17 protein-coding genes and 1 tRNA gene are annotated in these 14,682 nt (G+C 35.9%); 9 read left to right on the forward strand and 9 right to left on the reverse strand.

All coding sequences use genetic code 11. The features are described from left to right. Positions 1 to 21: 21 nt before the first annotated feature. From ACJG85_RS02780 to ACJG85_RS02795, 4 genes are all read right to left on the reverse strand, one after another. Positions 22 to 276, reverse strand: coding sequence for a DUF6327 family protein (locus tag ACJG85_RS02780; RefSeq protein WP_412464787.1), 255 nt, complete (start codon positions 274 to 276; stop codon positions 22 to 24). Positions 277 to 278: 2 nt separating this feature from the next. Further along, positions 279 to 629, reverse strand: a complete 351-nt coding sequence (locus tag ACJG85_RS02785; RefSeq protein ID WP_409675117.1) for a competence protein — start codon at positions 627 to 629, stop codon at positions 279 to 281. Further along, entirely contained in the window at positions 629 to 958 is a 330-nt protein-coding gene (locus tag ACJG85_RS02790; protein ID WP_409675120.1) for a YtxH domain-containing protein, read from the reverse strand. The genes ACJG85_RS02785 and ACJG85_RS02790 overlap by 1 nt, the downstream gene beginning before the upstream one ends. Before the next feature lie 281 nt (positions 959 to 1,239). Continuing rightward, a complete protein-coding gene (locus ACJG85_RS02795; protein WP_412476867.1) occupies positions 1,240 to 2,925 on the reverse strand; it encodes a glutamine--tRNA ligase/YqeY domain fusion protein in 1,686 nt (561 codons plus the stop codon). A 117-nt stretch (positions 2,926 to 3,042) separates the two neighbouring features. Between ACJG85_RS02795 and folB the strand changes: the two genes are divergently transcribed. Beyond that, on the forward strand, positions 3,043 to 3,402 hold the full coding sequence (gene folB, locus ACJG85_RS02800; protein ID WP_409675126.1) for a dihydroneopterin aldolase: 360 nt from the start codon (positions 3,043 to 3,045) through the stop codon (positions 3,400 to 3,402). A 109-nt stretch (positions 3,403 to 3,511) separates the two neighbouring features. Further along, a tRNA-Cys gene (locus ACJG85_RS02805) sits at positions 3,512 to 3,582 on the forward strand. A 356-nt stretch (positions 3,583 to 3,938) separates the two neighbouring features. Here the strand turns inward: ACJG85_RS02805 and ACJG85_RS02810 are convergent. The 3 genes from ACJG85_RS02810 to rnr are packed head-to-tail and all read right to left on the reverse strand — an operon-like array spanning position 3,939 to position 7,535. After that, complete coding sequence (locus ACJG85_RS02810) at positions 3,939 to 4,631, reverse strand: LysE family translocator (RefSeq protein ID WP_412476868.1); 693 nt, start codon at positions 4,629 to 4,631, stop codon at positions 3,939 to 3,941. Between the two features lie 56 nt (positions 4,632 to 4,687). Beyond that, the gene (locus tag ACJG85_RS02815; protein WP_412476869.1) at positions 4,688 to 5,353 is read right to left on the reverse strand and encodes a head GIN domain-containing protein; all 666 of its coding nucleotides are present in this window, start codon (positions 5,351 to 5,353) and stop codon (positions 4,688 to 4,690) included. A gap of 1 nt (position 5,354) precedes the next feature. Beyond that, positions 5,355 to 7,535: a ribonuclease R gene (gene rnr, locus ACJG85_RS02820; RefSeq protein ID WP_409675134.1), complete on the reverse strand. Its 2,181-nt coding sequence runs from the start codon at positions 7,533 to 7,535 to the stop codon at positions 5,355 to 5,357. A gap of 112 nt (positions 7,536 to 7,647) precedes the next feature. Here rnr and ACJG85_RS02825 point away from each other — a divergent pair, with 112 nt between their 5' ends. From ACJG85_RS02825 to ACJG85_RS02850, 6 genes are all read left to right on the forward strand, one after another. Further along, positions 7,648 to 7,881 carry a DUF2007 domain-containing protein gene (locus ACJG85_RS02825; protein ID WP_409675137.1) on the forward strand — a complete coding sequence of 78 codons (234 nt, stop codon included), beginning with the start codon at positions 7,648 to 7,650 and terminating at the stop codon, positions 7,879 to 7,881. 636 nt (positions 7,882 to 8,517) lie between these two features. After that, on the forward strand, positions 8,518 to 8,949 hold the full coding sequence (gene rpiB, locus ACJG85_RS02830; protein WP_412476870.1) for a ribose 5-phosphate isomerase B: 432 nt from the start codon (positions 8,518 to 8,520) through the stop codon (positions 8,947 to 8,949). A 3-nt stretch (positions 8,950 to 8,952) separates the two neighbouring features. Further along, a complete protein-coding gene (locus ACJG85_RS02835) occupies positions 8,953 to 9,270 on the forward strand; it encodes a hypothetical protein (protein ID WP_412476871.1) in 318 nt (105 codons plus the stop codon). Between the two features lies 1 nt (position 9,271). Next, positions 9,272 to 10,174 carry a cation diffusion facilitator family transporter gene (locus ACJG85_RS02840; protein ID WP_409675146.1) on the forward strand — a complete coding sequence of 301 codons (903 nt, stop codon included), beginning with the start codon at positions 9,272 to 9,274 and terminating at the stop codon, positions 10,172 to 10,174. Continuing rightward, a complete protein-coding gene (locus tag ACJG85_RS02845; protein WP_412464789.1) occupies positions 10,174 to 10,989 on the forward strand; it encodes an NAD(P)H-hydrate dehydratase in 816 nt (271 codons plus the stop codon). The genes ACJG85_RS02840 and ACJG85_RS02845 overlap by 1 nt, the downstream gene beginning before the upstream one ends. A 64-nt stretch (positions 10,990 to 11,053) precedes the next feature. Then, complete coding sequence (locus ACJG85_RS02850; RefSeq protein ID WP_412476872.1) at positions 11,054 to 13,180, forward strand: Tex family protein; 2,127 nt, start codon at positions 11,054 to 11,056, stop codon at positions 13,178 to 13,180. Between the two features lie 75 nt (positions 13,181 to 13,255). Here the strand turns inward: ACJG85_RS02850 and ACJG85_RS02855 are convergent, their stop codons facing one another. Beyond that, positions 13,256 to 13,459: a Sec-independent protein translocase subunit TatA/TatB gene (locus ACJG85_RS02855; RefSeq protein WP_409675155.1), complete on the reverse strand. Its 204-nt coding sequence runs from the start codon at positions 13,457 to 13,459 to the stop codon at positions 13,256 to 13,258. A gap of 15 nt (positions 13,460 to 13,474) precedes the next feature. After that, entirely contained in the window at positions 13,475 to 13,672 is a 198-nt protein-coding gene (gene tatA / locus ACJG85_RS02860) for a twin-arginine translocase TatA/TatE family subunit (RefSeq protein WP_412465167.1), read from the reverse strand. Positions 13,673 to 13,811: 139 nt separating this feature from the next. Here tatA and ACJG85_RS02865 point away from each other — a divergent pair, with 139 nt between their 5' ends. After that, the gene (locus tag ACJG85_RS02865; RefSeq protein ID WP_409675158.1) at positions 13,812 to 14,681 is read left to right on the forward strand and encodes a M23 family metallopeptidase; all 870 of its coding nucleotides are present in this window, start codon (positions 13,812 to 13,814) and stop codon (positions 14,679 to 14,681) included. Position 14,682: the final 1 nt, after the last annotated feature.

The following is a 14,682-nucleotide window of genomic DNA, read 5'->3' on the forward strand; positions in this document are numbered from 1 at the left end:
ATTGAATACAAAAAAAGAGGCTTAATCGCCTCTTTTTCTGTTTATTAACCAACTGATTACATAAGGTAATGCTATCTTTAAAATGTTCCCTAAAGTTCCTGAAAACACCTTTTTATAAACGGCATAAAATCCTTGAACCGGTTCCGAAGGGAAAACGCTTTCCTTGGTTTTCTCATAGCTGAGCTTCATTTTCTGGAAATAGATTTCTTTTTCCAATTTCAGAATTTCTAAATCGTGCTCAATCTCGGCGTAAGATGAATATTTTTTAGGCTGCATAATCAATCGTTAAAAAATATTTCTGAAAACTTCTCCAAAATTGGTCCTTCTACAATTTTATCTTTTACCAAAAATAAGAGCATCGCTAATACCAAATAAACACCGGCAACTGCTAAAAATCCTAATGGATAACTGTTAAACCACTGTCCTAAAGCCAAAGCACCGGCTATGGAAACAAACAATAAAACAATGGTCAAACAAAGTGCAATTAGTAAAAACTTGACCATCAAAGTAGTCGACTTCATGGCTACTTTAAAACCCCAAAGTTTATAATAGGCCAAACTGGTTTCTACATAAGCTTTGGCATTCTCTTGAATGTCTTCTACATTTTCTTTAAGTTCTTCAAATGGCATTACTTCTGTAATTTGGCATTTTGCTTTTTGAGCTCGGCTAATTTTTCTTCCAAAAAGGTAATGGCTTCCTCAGCTTTATAACTCGATTTGGATAATAAATTTTCAACGGTTTCTTTTAACTCATCTTTGGTTTGAGAAAATTTTTCTTTGGCTTCTTCTTCGGCGGAGTTGAATTTGGATTTTACTTCATCTTTCAAATCATCAAAACCGTTTTTAATTTTTTCTCTTGTTTTTGAACCTTTATCGGGTGCAAACAAAATTCCTATACCTACTCCAATGGCAGCTCCGGCTAAAAGTGCCAAAATACTGTCGCTACTTCTTCCTGACATAATTTTGAAATTTTTAATTGACTTAAAGTTACGAAAATTTTGTCTAAATGCCGTTAAGATGTCGTTAAATGACAAAAAATGATTTTAAAGCGATATAAAAGAATTTTACGGCTAACACTATAAAATCACCTTAAGGATTTTTAAAGATTAAATAAAACCAATGTATGAAAGTCAATTTTAATCAGATGAAATTATAAATATTAAAAAAATTATAGGTTTTATTAATAATAGAAAAAGCCCGCAATTATGCGGGCTTTTTATTAGAATCTTCTATACTGAATTTATTCTTTGCTTTCCACTTTGGCCCAAGTATCTCTTAAACCAACCGTTTTGTTGAAAACTAATTTTTCGCTCGTTGAATCTTTATCAACGCAGAAATATCCCAAACGTTGGAATTGGAACTGGTCTAAATTTTTAGCCGATTGCAAACTTGGTTCCACAAAACCGGTAATCACTTCTAAAGAATTCGGATTGATAAATTCTTTAAAATCGATTTCTTTGTTACCATCCGGACTTTCATGAGTGAATAATCTATCGTACACACGAACTTCCGCCGGAATAGCGTGATTGACAGCAACCCAGTGAATGGTGCCTTTTACTTTTCGTTGTGAGGCTTCTGTACCACTTCCGCTTTTTGAATCAGTATCATAAGTGCAATGAATTTCGGTGATATTCCCGTTTTCGTCTTTGATAACACTTTCTCCTTTAATGATATACGCATTTTTTAAACGCACCTCAGTACCTAAAGTCAAGCGGAAAAATTTCTTATTGGCTTCTTCTTGAAAATCTTCTCTTTCGATGTACAACTCTTTAGAAAACGGCACTTTTCTATAGGTCATAACTTCTTCTTCCGGATTATTCTCGGCTTCTAACCATTCTTCCTGACCTTCAGGATAATTCGTAATTACCAATTTTACCGGATTCAAAACCGCCATCACACGAGGTGCTGTTTTGTTCAATTCTTCGCGAACACAGAATTCCAATAATGAAACATCTATTAAGTTCGTACGTTTGGCAATACCTATTGTTTTAGCAAAATTTCGGATAGCCATAGGCGGATAACCTCTGCGACGCATCCCTGAAATGGTGCTCATTCGTGGATCATCCCAACCGCTAACATGCTTTTCTTCAACCAGTTGTAATAGTTTTCTTTTAGAAACTACGGTGTGTGATAAATTTCTTCGAGCAAATTCTCTTTGTTTCGGACGTACTTTAGTCTCATCGTACACTTGGTCTAAAAACCAGTCATACAACTCGCGATGTGGTAAAAATTCCAGCGTACAAAAAGAATGTGAAATTTGCTCTAAATAATCACTTTCGCCATGAGCCCAATCATACATTGGATAAATACACCAATCATTTCCGGTTCGGTGGTGGTGTTTTTTAAGAATGCGGTACATAATAGGATCACGCATTAACATATTCGGCGAAGCCATGTCGATTTTAGCGCGTAAAATATGCGTTCCTTCATCAAATTCGCCGTTTTTCATGCGCTCAAAAAGGTCTAAATTCTCTTCCACCGAACGATTACGAAAAGGAGAATTAGTCCCAACTTGTGTTGGTGTTCCTTTTTGCTTAGCCATTTCTTCCGAAGTTTGGCTATCTACATAAGCCTTTCCCTTTTTTATAAACTCTACAGCCCAATCGTATAATTGTTGGAAATAATCAGAAGCATAACATTCATTAGCCCATTGATAACCTAACCATTCAATGTCTTTTTTAATAGCATCCACATATTCCTGCTCTTCTTTAGCCGGATTGGTATCATCAAAACGCAAATTCACAGGCGCCTGATAATCAATTCCTAAACCAAAGTTTAAACAAATAGCACTGGCGTGACCTACGTGTAAATACCCGTTGGGCTCCGGTGGAAATCGAAAACGCAATTTATCCTTAGACAAACCGTTTTTCAAATCTTCTTCGATAATTTGTTCGAGGAAATTAAGTGACTTCTCTTCTGTTGACATTATTTTTGTAATTTTAGCAAAGATATTAAAAACGTTACGAGTTACAAGTTGCGGGTTGTAAGTTTGTTCAAATACTAACAACTCGAAACTAACAACCCGAAACCCGAAACTAAACCAATGGGAACGATTAAATTACAAAATATCAGAACCTTTTCCTTTCATGGTTGTTTGGAAGAAGAAGCTCGAATCGGTTCTGATTACAGAGTGGATTTGGAAATTAAAACCGATTTACGAAAATCATCTGTTAGTGATGACTTAAAAGACACGGTAGATTATGTGCTTTTAAACAAAATTGTAGTAGAGGAAATGGCTATTCGTTCTAAATTATTGGAACATGTTGCCCGACGAATTGTGTCCAGAATCTTCAAAGAAATCCCTTCAGTATCCAGAATAGTATTAGCCGTTTCTAAACTCAATCCACCTATCGGTGGTGATGTTGAAGCAGTTACCATTGAATTGGAAGAATACAGAAGTTAGATTTAAAATTGCCGATTTATGATTGTAGAATGTAGAATGAAATCAAAAATCAAAAATCGTTAATCAACAATCTAAAATTAAAACTTTTTAGTATATTTGCCGTCCAACTGGCATCGTGGCCGAGTGGCTAGGCACCGGTCTGCAAAACCGTATACTCCGGTTCGAATCCGGACGATGCCTCTTAATTAAGCTCTCTTTTTGAGAGCTTTTTTTTATGGTTAATTTTTAGAAAAAATTAATTAAAGAAAGGGTTCGAATCCGGACAATAACTCTAAATGTTAAGCACAATAGCATCACGACTAGCAAAGGAAACTTGGAGGTTTTTTTTATGCTTAATTTTTAGAAAAAATTAAGTAAAGATTGTGTTCGAATCCGAACGATGACTCTAAATCTTAAAGCACAATAGCATCGCGACTGACAAAGGAAACTTGGAGGTTTTTTATGGTTAATTTTTAGGAAGTATTGTTTGAAAATCGATTGAAAGTAAAATAAAAACCTCAGAATAAATCTGAGGTTTTTAAATCTTTTAAAGCTACTTATTCTTGTTCTTCTAGCTTTTCTATAGCAGAATTTACTATTTTTTGCTCTTTTGGAAACCAAGCTTGAGACAATAAAACTACACCGCAAATGATTAAGGCTATACTAATCACTTTTTTAATCAAAAGGATGTTTTTAGGGTTAAGTTGGCTTCGCAACTGTTTGGCTAATATAATTTTAAATAAATCGGTGATAAAATACACAATGATTAACGTTGCAAAAAAAGTAATCATCCGAGACGCTTTTAATTCCAATTGCGGACCGATGGTAATTAAGATAGCCAACCAAAATCCAAGTACACCGATATTGATAAAATTAAGGAAAAACCCTTTGATAAAAAGAGAAAAATAATTGGTTTTAGCTAATTCTTTGGGGTCAATTTCATCTATACTTTTCTTGGCCTCTTTCTTGTTTTTGATAAAAGAAATGATACCGTAAGTTAGCATAACCAATCCACCGAAAATAAATAAAGCCGGATCATCTTTAATACTTTGAATCAAACGATAACTACTGAAAAAAGCAATGAGGATAAATATAACATCCGCTAAAACCACACCTAAGTCAAACATGACTGCTGCTCTGAATCCTTTGACTACACTGGTTTCCAGAAGTACAAAAAATACCGGACCAATCATAAAACTCAAGAAAAAACCAAGCGGAATGGCGGATAAAATATCGTTAAGGAATATCATTGTTACAATTTTGACACTGCAAGTTAGAATTAAATTTTAAGAAATTGAAATAAATTCTACTTCGCTTCTCGAACTGTTCCGCCGGCTATTACTTTTTGATTGATTTGTTTCGGTTTACCATAAATCGTAATATCGCCACCGGCTCTGACTTTAGCTTCTACTATATCTGTAGCAAAAATGTCCGCTTCGCCACCGGCATTGGCAGTAATAGTAGTTTGCTTTGTTTTAAATTGTTGTGCTTCGTAAATACCTCCGGAATTCACTAAAATATCTTGATTATCAGCTGTTCCTTCAATGACAACTTTAGAACCGTTGGCTATTCTGGCTGATAATTTTTGAGTTTCAAGCTTCATTTTAACTTCAGAGCCTTCTTTAGCATTAACGTCAAAAGTCATCGTTTTTATAACATCAGCACAAGCTATTCTTGAACCTTCATTAGCTTCAACTGCTGAAATATCTTTAAAGAAAACGGTAACTGAAATATGATCACCACCCAATAATTTAGTCAACGGCATTCTGATTTTTAACTCACCATTTTTATTCACCAATTCAACTTCATTGGCTTCTTTTCCGTCTAAAATCACTTTGTTTTCGTTGCTTTTAACCAACAAAACATCAATCTGATCGAAAGCGGTAACTTTATCAAAATCACCCACATTTTTTTCAACTTGTCCGAAAGATAAGGCACTGAAAAACAATGCACTGTACACTACATTTTTCATACTATTCGTTTCTTCTTATAAAATGAAAATCCAATTGTTTTTTAACTAAATCTGCGTTTTTTACTTTTACATATACTTCATCGCCTAACTGGAGCAAGGCTTTAGAAACCTGACCTACCAAAGCATATTGCTTTTCATCGAATACATAATAATCTTCCTTGATTTCTCGGATGCGAACCATACCTTCACATTTGTTTTCGATAATTTCGACATAAATTCCCCATTCGGTTACCCCTGAAATTACGCCTAAAAACTCCTGGTCTTTATGGTCTTGCATGTATTTCACCTGCATGTATTTCACCGAATCTCTTTCGGCTTGTGCAGCCAAAGCTTCCATATCACTGGAATGCGCACATTTAGCTTCATAATCTTCTTGATTGACGCTTTTGCCGCCATCTAAATAATATTGCAACAATCGGTGTGCCATTACATCTGGATAACGGCGAATGGGCGAGGTAAAATGACTATAGAAATCGAATGCCAATCCGTAATGACCAATATTTTCAGTAGAATAAACGGCTTTACTCATACTGCGAATAGTAAGTGTATCAACTAAGTTTTGCTCTTTTTTACCGTTAACTTCATTCAATAAATTATTCAATGATTTCGAAATATCTTGCTTCGATTTCATGTTGATGGTATAACCGAATTTAGAAATTACGGTTTGTAAATTCATCAATTTATCTTCATTAGGTTCATCGTGAATTCGGTACACAAAGGTTTTCTTTTGTTTGCCTATAAATTCCGCTACTTTTCTGTTAGCCAACAACATAAATTCTTCAATCAAATGATTGGCATCTTTCGACACTTTGAAGAATACACCAACGGGTTCAGCAGCTTCATTTAGGTTGAATTTTACTTCCACTTTATCAAACGAAATTGCTCCGGCAGCCATTCGTTTTCTACGAAGAATTTTAGCTAATTCATCTAACTTCAAGGTGGCTTCTACTATTGGTTTCGGAGCTTTATAAGCTTTTCCGGTTAAGGAAACTTCGGCCGGAATTAAATCAGATTGGGTTTCAATAATACTTTGTGCTTCTTCATAAGCAAATCGCTGATCAGAATAAATCACCGTTCGACCAAACCATTGGTTAACTACCTCTGCTTTCGGTGTTAATTCAAATACAGCTGAAAAAGTGTATTTCTCTTCATTTGGTCGCAACGAACAAGCAAAATTCGACAATACTTCGGGTAACATCGGAACCACACGGTCAACTAAATACACAGATGTCGCTCGATTATAAGCTTCATCATCTAAAATAGTACCTTCTTTCACATAATGCGATACATCGGCTATGTGTACACCAATTTCGTAATTGCCGTTTTCTAAAACTTGAAACGATAAGGCATCATCAAAATCTTTCGCATCTTTAGGATCGATGGTAAAGGTTAAAACTTTACGCATGTCTCTTCGTTTAGCAATTTCTTCAGGCGTGATTGAAGTATCTATTTTATTAGCAAAAGCTTCTACTTCTATCGGAAAATCATACGGTAAACCATATTCCGCTAAAATTGCGTGAATTTCGGTATTGTGTTCGCCTGGTTTTCCCAATACTTTGATTACAGAACCAAAAGGCGAATCGGCTTTAGCAGGCCAATCTTCAAGTTTTACCAATACAACATCGCCGTGTTGTGCTTCACCTAATTTGTTTTTAGGTACAAAAATATCGGTGTACATTTTGGCATTGGCCGTAGTAACAAAACCAAAATTCTTCTGAATATCAATTACGCCAACGAACTCTTCTTTATGTCTTTCTAAAATTTCTAAAACTTCTGCTTCTGGCTTTCTCGAACTTCTTCTGTCGTAAACATAGGCTTTAACGGTATCACCATCTAAAGCGTGATTGAGGTTTACAAAAGGAACAAAAACGTCGTGCTCTAATTCATCACAAACAAAATAGGCTGTTTTGCGCGAAGTCATATCGATTGTTCCTTCGTAGTATTTTTGACTGCTGGCTTTGACTAAATACTTTCCGGGTTCTGATTCTATAATCAGTTTTTGAGCGGCTAAAACTTTTAAATCTTTGATAATTTCATTTCGACTTTTAGTATCGTCGAGTTCGAGTATCGCTGCTATTTGTTTGTAGTTGAACGGCTTATTAGGATTTTTAGACAGTATTTTAAAAATCTTTTCGGAAAAGGTTTTAGTGTTTTTTCCGAACTTTTTGGGTTTCTTACTCATTGTATCTTTTCTATTATTGCTGAAAATTACAAAATAAGTAACAAGATTGAAGTATTAGGTATTAAGATTTATAGAAAAAATAACTTTTGTATTTTTATAAAAATTCAAGCCAATGACCGAATTTGTAATCATAGCAACTTTTAACTTTGCTCATGAAATAACCGTATTAAAATCTGTTTTGGATAACGAAGGTATTCCGTACTTATTTCAAAACGAAAATTTAATTGCTATTGATCCTTTTGCCAGTTTGGCATATGGAGGCATTCAGTTGAAAGTACATCCCAGCGATTTCGAAAAAGTACAACGTATATTAAACGACTTAAACAATCATTTAAAAATTGTTTGAAAAGTGAAAGTTTTCAACACTTACTAAAAACAAAAGAAAATATTTTTTAAAAATTTAAATTTAATGATGGTTATTATAGTGTGTTAATTGTGCCAATAACTTTTCTTCTTTTTATTTTTTTTAAAAGTTATACCAATTTATAAACAGAAATTAACAATGAATTAGAAAGGTAAAGTTCTTTAAATGAGTAAAAATTTACTTTTTATTAACAGTTGTTAACAGTTAAAAAGCACTATAAAATATTAATAAGTTTTAGAGTTGATTATTGTTGAAAACCTACTTTTTTATGCTCATAATTTTTCCAAAAAAAGGCAAAACTAAATTTGATTTTTTCATTTCAATTTTTGATTAGAAAAAAAAGAAATACAAGCTCAAAAAACTTCTAAATTTCTATCCAAAGTTGTTAACAATTGATGTTAATTTAAAGTTAACTGATTATCAAGGATTTGCAAAACACTATTAACATCTTATAATTTTAACATTTATCTTGAAATTTATCTAATGATTTTTAATTAGTTATACAATTATCTCAAAATCTAATTTTGCTTAATTTTTAATAATCAAGTAGTTACACTTAAGTAAGTTTTCAATCAATAGTTTCCGTAAATTTGTGCAACCAATAACACAACATACCTCATGAAAATCTCTATCGGAAACGATCACGCCGGACCTGATTATAAAAAAGCTATAGTTGCTTATTTAGCGCAAAAAGGATATCAAACAATAAACCACGGAACCGACACTTTTGACAGTGTTGATTATCCCGATTTTGGTCATCCTGTGGCGGAAGATGTTGAAACAGGGAAAGCTGATTTCGGCATTGTAATTTGCGGTTCCGGAAACGGAATTAACATGACAGTAAACAAACACCAGGGCATCCGATCAGCTTTGTGTTGGACTAAAGAAATCGCCGCTTTAGCGCGTCAGCATAATGATGCTAACATCATCAGTATTCCTGCACGATTTACATCTATCCAACAAGCTGTTGAAATGGTAGATACTTTTTTGCAAACTGATTTTGAAGGCGGAAGACACGCTAACAGAGTCAACAAAATAGCTTGTAGTTAATCCATGTATCCGAAAACGGTAATTGAGTATAATAATTTTGGCCGAAAGACGGCTTTAGCTACTTTTTTGACTGGTGGTTTTATTGTTGCACTGTATTACTACACGGCATTCAGCGGTATGATTTTCATAAGCTTGTTTTTTATCATTTCGTTTTTCCTTTTAAATACCGTGGTTTCGGTTTCCTTAATCAAGCTTTTACTAAAAAATAAAAAAGACCAAAAATCGATACTGATTACTCTTTTTTTAATGTCACTAAATTTGCCGGTAGGCTATGCTTATTTGCAGTTTGGATTCAAAATTTACGCCCACACCAATATTTAAAATGAGCGAAATACACATTCATAAACACGAAGTAAAGGGTAAAAATTTAGTGATTTCCATCCTTTTAAACTTACTGATTACCATTGCGCAAATTGTGGGCGGAATTATCTCGGGAAGTTTGGCACTAATCTCTGATGCCTTACACAATTTTTCCGATGTACTTTCGTTGGTTTTCAGTTATGTAGCACATAAATTATCACGAAGAAAAGCGTCCATCAACAATACCTTTGGCTTTAAAAGAGCTGAATTAATTGCGGCTTTTGTCAACGCTTCAACCTTGGTTATTGTTGCCTTTATCTTGATTTACGGTGCAGTGGAAAGATTTTTCAATCCACATCCGATAGCTTCAGCTTTAGTTATTTGGTTGGCTTTGCTGGGTATAGTAGTCAATGGTCTTTCAGTGATTTTTCTCAGAAAAGATGCCGAACACAATCTCAATATGAAATCGGCTTATTTACATTTGTTAACCGATATGATGGCTTCTGTGGCGGTTTTGGTTGGCGGATTATTGATGAAATTTTACGGATGGTTTTGGGTAGATAGTGTAATGACTATTGTTATAGCCATTTATTTAATCGTAGTGGGTTTAAAATTATTGGTAACCTCTACCAAAATGTTGATGCTGTTTACGCCCGATTTTATTGATATTAAAGAGTTGGTACGTGAAGTACATAAAATACCCGGAGTTAAAAAATTACACCACATACACGTTTGGCATTTAAACGATGAAGAATTGCATTTGGAAGCGCATCTGGATTGTTCCGATGATATCCGGATGAGCGAATTTAATGAGCTTTTACACGAAATAGAGTTGGTCTTATTCCGTCAATTCAACATCAACCACATCAACATTCAGCCCGAATTTAAAAAAGAAGATCCCAAAGACTTTATTGTTCAGGATTAATGTATACACTTGATTTACATACCATACAAACCATTTTTAAAAAGAGAAATCCTGATTCCAACAAAGGACATCATGGTCATGCCTTACTCATAGCGGGTAGTAATTCAAAAATGGGCGCTGCTATAATTACAGCCAAAGCTTGTCTGAGAAGCGGTGCAGGCTTGGTCACGCTCAACATCCCAAAAAAAGAGCGACAAGCTGTTTTTGCCGCTCTTCCTGAAGCTATGGTAACCTTCAGAGAAGAACAAAATCCTATGTATAAATACACTGCTTTTGGCATCGGTCCCGGTTTAGGAACCGATAAACCCGCAAAAGGAAAAGTGGCGTCACTTCTTGAAAATACTAATTTACCGGTAGTTTTAGATGCTGACGCATTGACTATTTTAGCTAACAATCCGCAGTTGTTTTCTAAAATCCCATCCAAAAGTATCTTAACACCTCACGAGAAAGAATTTGACCGCTTGTTTGGCCAACACAACCATAATTCCGAAAGACAACAAACCGCGATTCAAAAAGCAATCGAATTCAATTTAATTATCGTTTTAAAAAGCAGTCAAACAAGTATCACCAACGGACAACAACATTTTCAAAGCACTACCGGAAATTCAGGATTAGCCAAAGGAGGTTCCGGTGATGCGCTAACCGGTATGATAACCGCTTTTCTGGCCCAAGGCTATGACTCTTTACAAGCCGCTTGCTTAGGTGTTTTTCTTCACGGATTAGCCGCCGATATTACCCTTGAAACCCAAAGCGAAGAAAGCATGATGATTTCGGATGTAGTTGAAAATATCGGGAAAGCTTTTCGAAAAATTTAAGCCCCAATTTATCCCGATTTTAAGTAACACTTTTGCATCTTTGCGCTTACAAGAAATGTGACACATGACCAACATACAATTTATCCAAAACCATATCACAGCTTCAGCTAAAAGCATCGAAGCCACTATACAACTGCTATCCGAAGACTGCACGATTCCTTTTATTTCGCGTTACCGAAAAGACCAAACCGGGAATTTAGACGAAACAGTTATTGAACAAATTGCCAAATTGTCCAAGCAGTTCGACGACATCAATAAGCGCAAAGAAAGTGTCTTAAAAACAATAGAAGAGCAAGGTCAACTTACCCCAGATTTGAAAACGAGGATTGAAAACAGCTACGACTTGCAAGAAATTGAAGACTTGTATTTACCTTTTAAAAAGAAGAAAAAAACCCGCGCCGATGTAGCGCGTGAAAACGGCTTAGAACCATTGGCTAAAATCATTATGGCGCAAAATTCTGATGATATTGAGTTTATAGCTTCTAAATATTTAAATGCTAAAGTGTCTAACGAAGACGAAGCCTTACAAGGTGCACGCGATATCATAGCCGAGTGGATTAACGAAAACATTTACATCCGCAAAAACTTGCGTCGCATGTTCCAAAGAAAAGCCGTAGTGGAAACTAAAGTGGTTAAAACCAAAAAAGACGAGGAAGCCGCTCAAAAATTTGCCCAGTATTTTGATTGGGCTGAACCGATAGCCAATGCGCCTTCGCATCGCTTATTGGCTATGTTGCGAGCCGAAGCAGAAGGGTTTGTTAAACTCAACGTAGGTTTAGAAGCTAATGAAGAAGCCATAGAATTTATTGAAAACAACACCATAAAAAACAACAGAGAAACCGCCGATCAACTTCGTTTAGCCATTAAAGACAGTTTCAAACGCTTGCTCGAACCGGCCATTTCCAATGAAACTTTACAAGAAGCCAAAGCCAAAGCCGACAGCAAAGCCATTGAAGTTTTTGCCGGCAATTTGAGTCAACTATTACTTGCTCCGCCACTGGGAGAAAAGAGAATCTTAGCCATTGATCCGGGTTACCGCAGTGGTTGTAAAGTGGTTTGCTTGGATGAAAAAGGCGACTTGCTCTACAACGAAACTATCTATCCGCATCAGCCGCAAAATGAAACGGCTATGGCGATGAAAAAAATCAAATCGATGGTTAACGCTTACAACATAGAAGCCATTTCCATCGGTAACGGAACCGCCAGTCGCGAAACCGAATTCTTCATCAAAAAAATTGCTTTTGACAAACCGGTCCAGGTTTTTGTGGTTTCCGAAGCCGGTGCTTCAGTATATTCCGCCAGTAAAATCGCCCGAGACGAATTTCCGAATTTCGACGTAACGGTTCGCGGTTCGGTATCTATTGGAAGACGTTTATCCGATCCTTTGGCAGAGTTGGTTAAAATAGACCCGAAATCGATAGGGGTAGGCCAATACCAACACGATGTAGACCAAACCAAACTCAAAGAAGAACTCGACACCGTAGTAGTGCGTTGCGTGAATTCGGTAGGGATTAACATCAATACTGCCAGCAAATCATTGTTAAGTTATGTTTCGGGTATAGGGGAAAAAATGGCGGAAAATATAGTGGCGTTTCGTTCGGAAAATGGTCCGTTTGAAGACCGAAAACAACTTAAAAAAGTACCGCGCTTAGGCGATAAAGCGTTCCAACAAGCCGCGGCTTTTATCCGAATAAAAGACGGAAAAAATCCTTTAGACAACTCTGCCGTACATCCCGAAGCATATCCGATAGTTGAAAAAATGGCAAAGGATTTAGGCTTAAAAACGGCCGAGTTAATTGGCAAAAAAGAGAAAATCACTTTAATCAAGCCCGAGAATTATATCACCAATGACATCGGAATTTTAGCCATCAACGACATTTTAAAAGAGTTGGAAAAACCCGGACTCGACCCAAGAAAAGCCGCCAAAATTTTCGAGTTCGATCCCAATGTAAAAACCATCAAAGATTTGCGTTCCGGTATGATTTTACCCGGAATTGTGAACAACATTACCGCCTTCGGATGTTTTGTCGACATCGGAATCAAAGAAAGCGGTTTGGTACACATTTCCCAACTAAAAGAAGGTTATGTGTCTGATGTAAACGAAGTAGTCAAATTACACCAGCACGTGCAAGTAAAAGTGGTTGAGGTAGACGAAGACCGAAAGCGCATTCAACTCACGATGATTTTTTAAAAAACAAAAAAAATCCCAAATTCAATGTTAGTGAATTTGGGATTTTTAATTGTATCGGTTGAGGTTTTGAATTTATTACTTAGCTTCCTCCTCTTTGGCAGGCGTTGTAGGCGCCACAGTATCGTCTTTGGCTGCTTTTTTAAATTCTTTCACTCCACTTCCTAATCCTTTCATCAATTCCGGGATTTTTTTACCGCCGAAAAGCAATAAAACAACCGCCAAAATCAACATCATTTGTGGGAATTCGATAGTGCCTAAAAATATGGTTAAAAAGTTCATATGGTTGAAATTAAATTATTCTTTGTTTTCTTCTTCTTTTTTAGTTTCAGGAGTATCGTCTTTGGCAGCTTTCTTAAATTCTTTCACTCCGCTTCCTAAACCTTTCATTAATTCAGGGATTTTTTTGCCTCCAAAAAGCAATAAAACAATCGCAAGAATCAACAAGATTTGAGGCATTCCGATTTCGCCTAAAAATATCATTAAAAAGTTCATGATTTCTCTGATTAGATTATAATAATAGGCAAAGGTAGAAAATAAATCAATAGCTGCGTTTATTTGTGACGAAAGAACACTAAAGTTTATGAAATCGTTAGCAGATATAATTTCTATATTTGTGGTATAATCATTTACCATGTCTGAGAAAAGACTCAAACGCAAAATCATCAAGAAAAAACTGTTCACGAAAAACCGTTTGGTTATTCTGAACGAAGATACTTTTGAAGAAGTGTTTTCCTTACGATTAACCTTAATGAACGTGTTTGTGGTAGCTACGATTGGAGCGCTTTTGATTATTTTTATCACAACCTATATCATCGCTTTTACGCCTTTGCGCGAGTACATTCCGGGTTATGCGTCAACCAAACTCAAAAAAGACGCTACCGAACTCGCCCTAAAATCCGACTCTTTATCCCAAGCCCTAAAAAAGAACGAAGCTTACATTGCCTCCATCAGAAAGATTTTAACCGGCGATTTGGATTATGCCAAATTCAGTAAGGATTCTATTACTGCTACCAATATCGAAGCCATATCCGAAGAAGATTTGCAACCTACCAAAGCCGATTTGTTACTGCGTGAACAAGTGGCCAGAGAGGACAAGTACAACCTTTTTGAAAAGGCCAAACCTAAAGTAGGTGTGGTTTTGTTTCCTCCGGCCAAAGGGATGATTACCGAAAAGTTCAATCCTAAAGAAAAGCATTATGCCATAGATGTGGCTTTGGCTAAAAACACACCCATAAAATCGGTTTTAAGTGGGACGGTTATTTTTGCTGATTGGACACCAACAAACGGTAATGTTATCATCATTCGCCACAATAACGGATTTATCTCGGCTTACAAACACGCTGCATCGCTTACCAAAGACCAAGGCGAAACCGTAAAGTCGGGTGAAGTAGTTGCTTTAGCCGGTTCAACCGGACAAGAATCTACCGGCGTTCACTTGCATTTTGAATTGTGGAAAGACGGTTACCCAATTGATCCAACCATTTTTATAGCCTTCGAATAAG

Origin of the sequence: Flavobacterium mekongense, assembly GCF_047038255.1 — a bacterium.
GTDB lineage: Bacteria > Bacteroidota > Bacteroidia > Flavobacteriales > Flavobacteriaceae > Flavobacterium > Flavobacterium mekongense.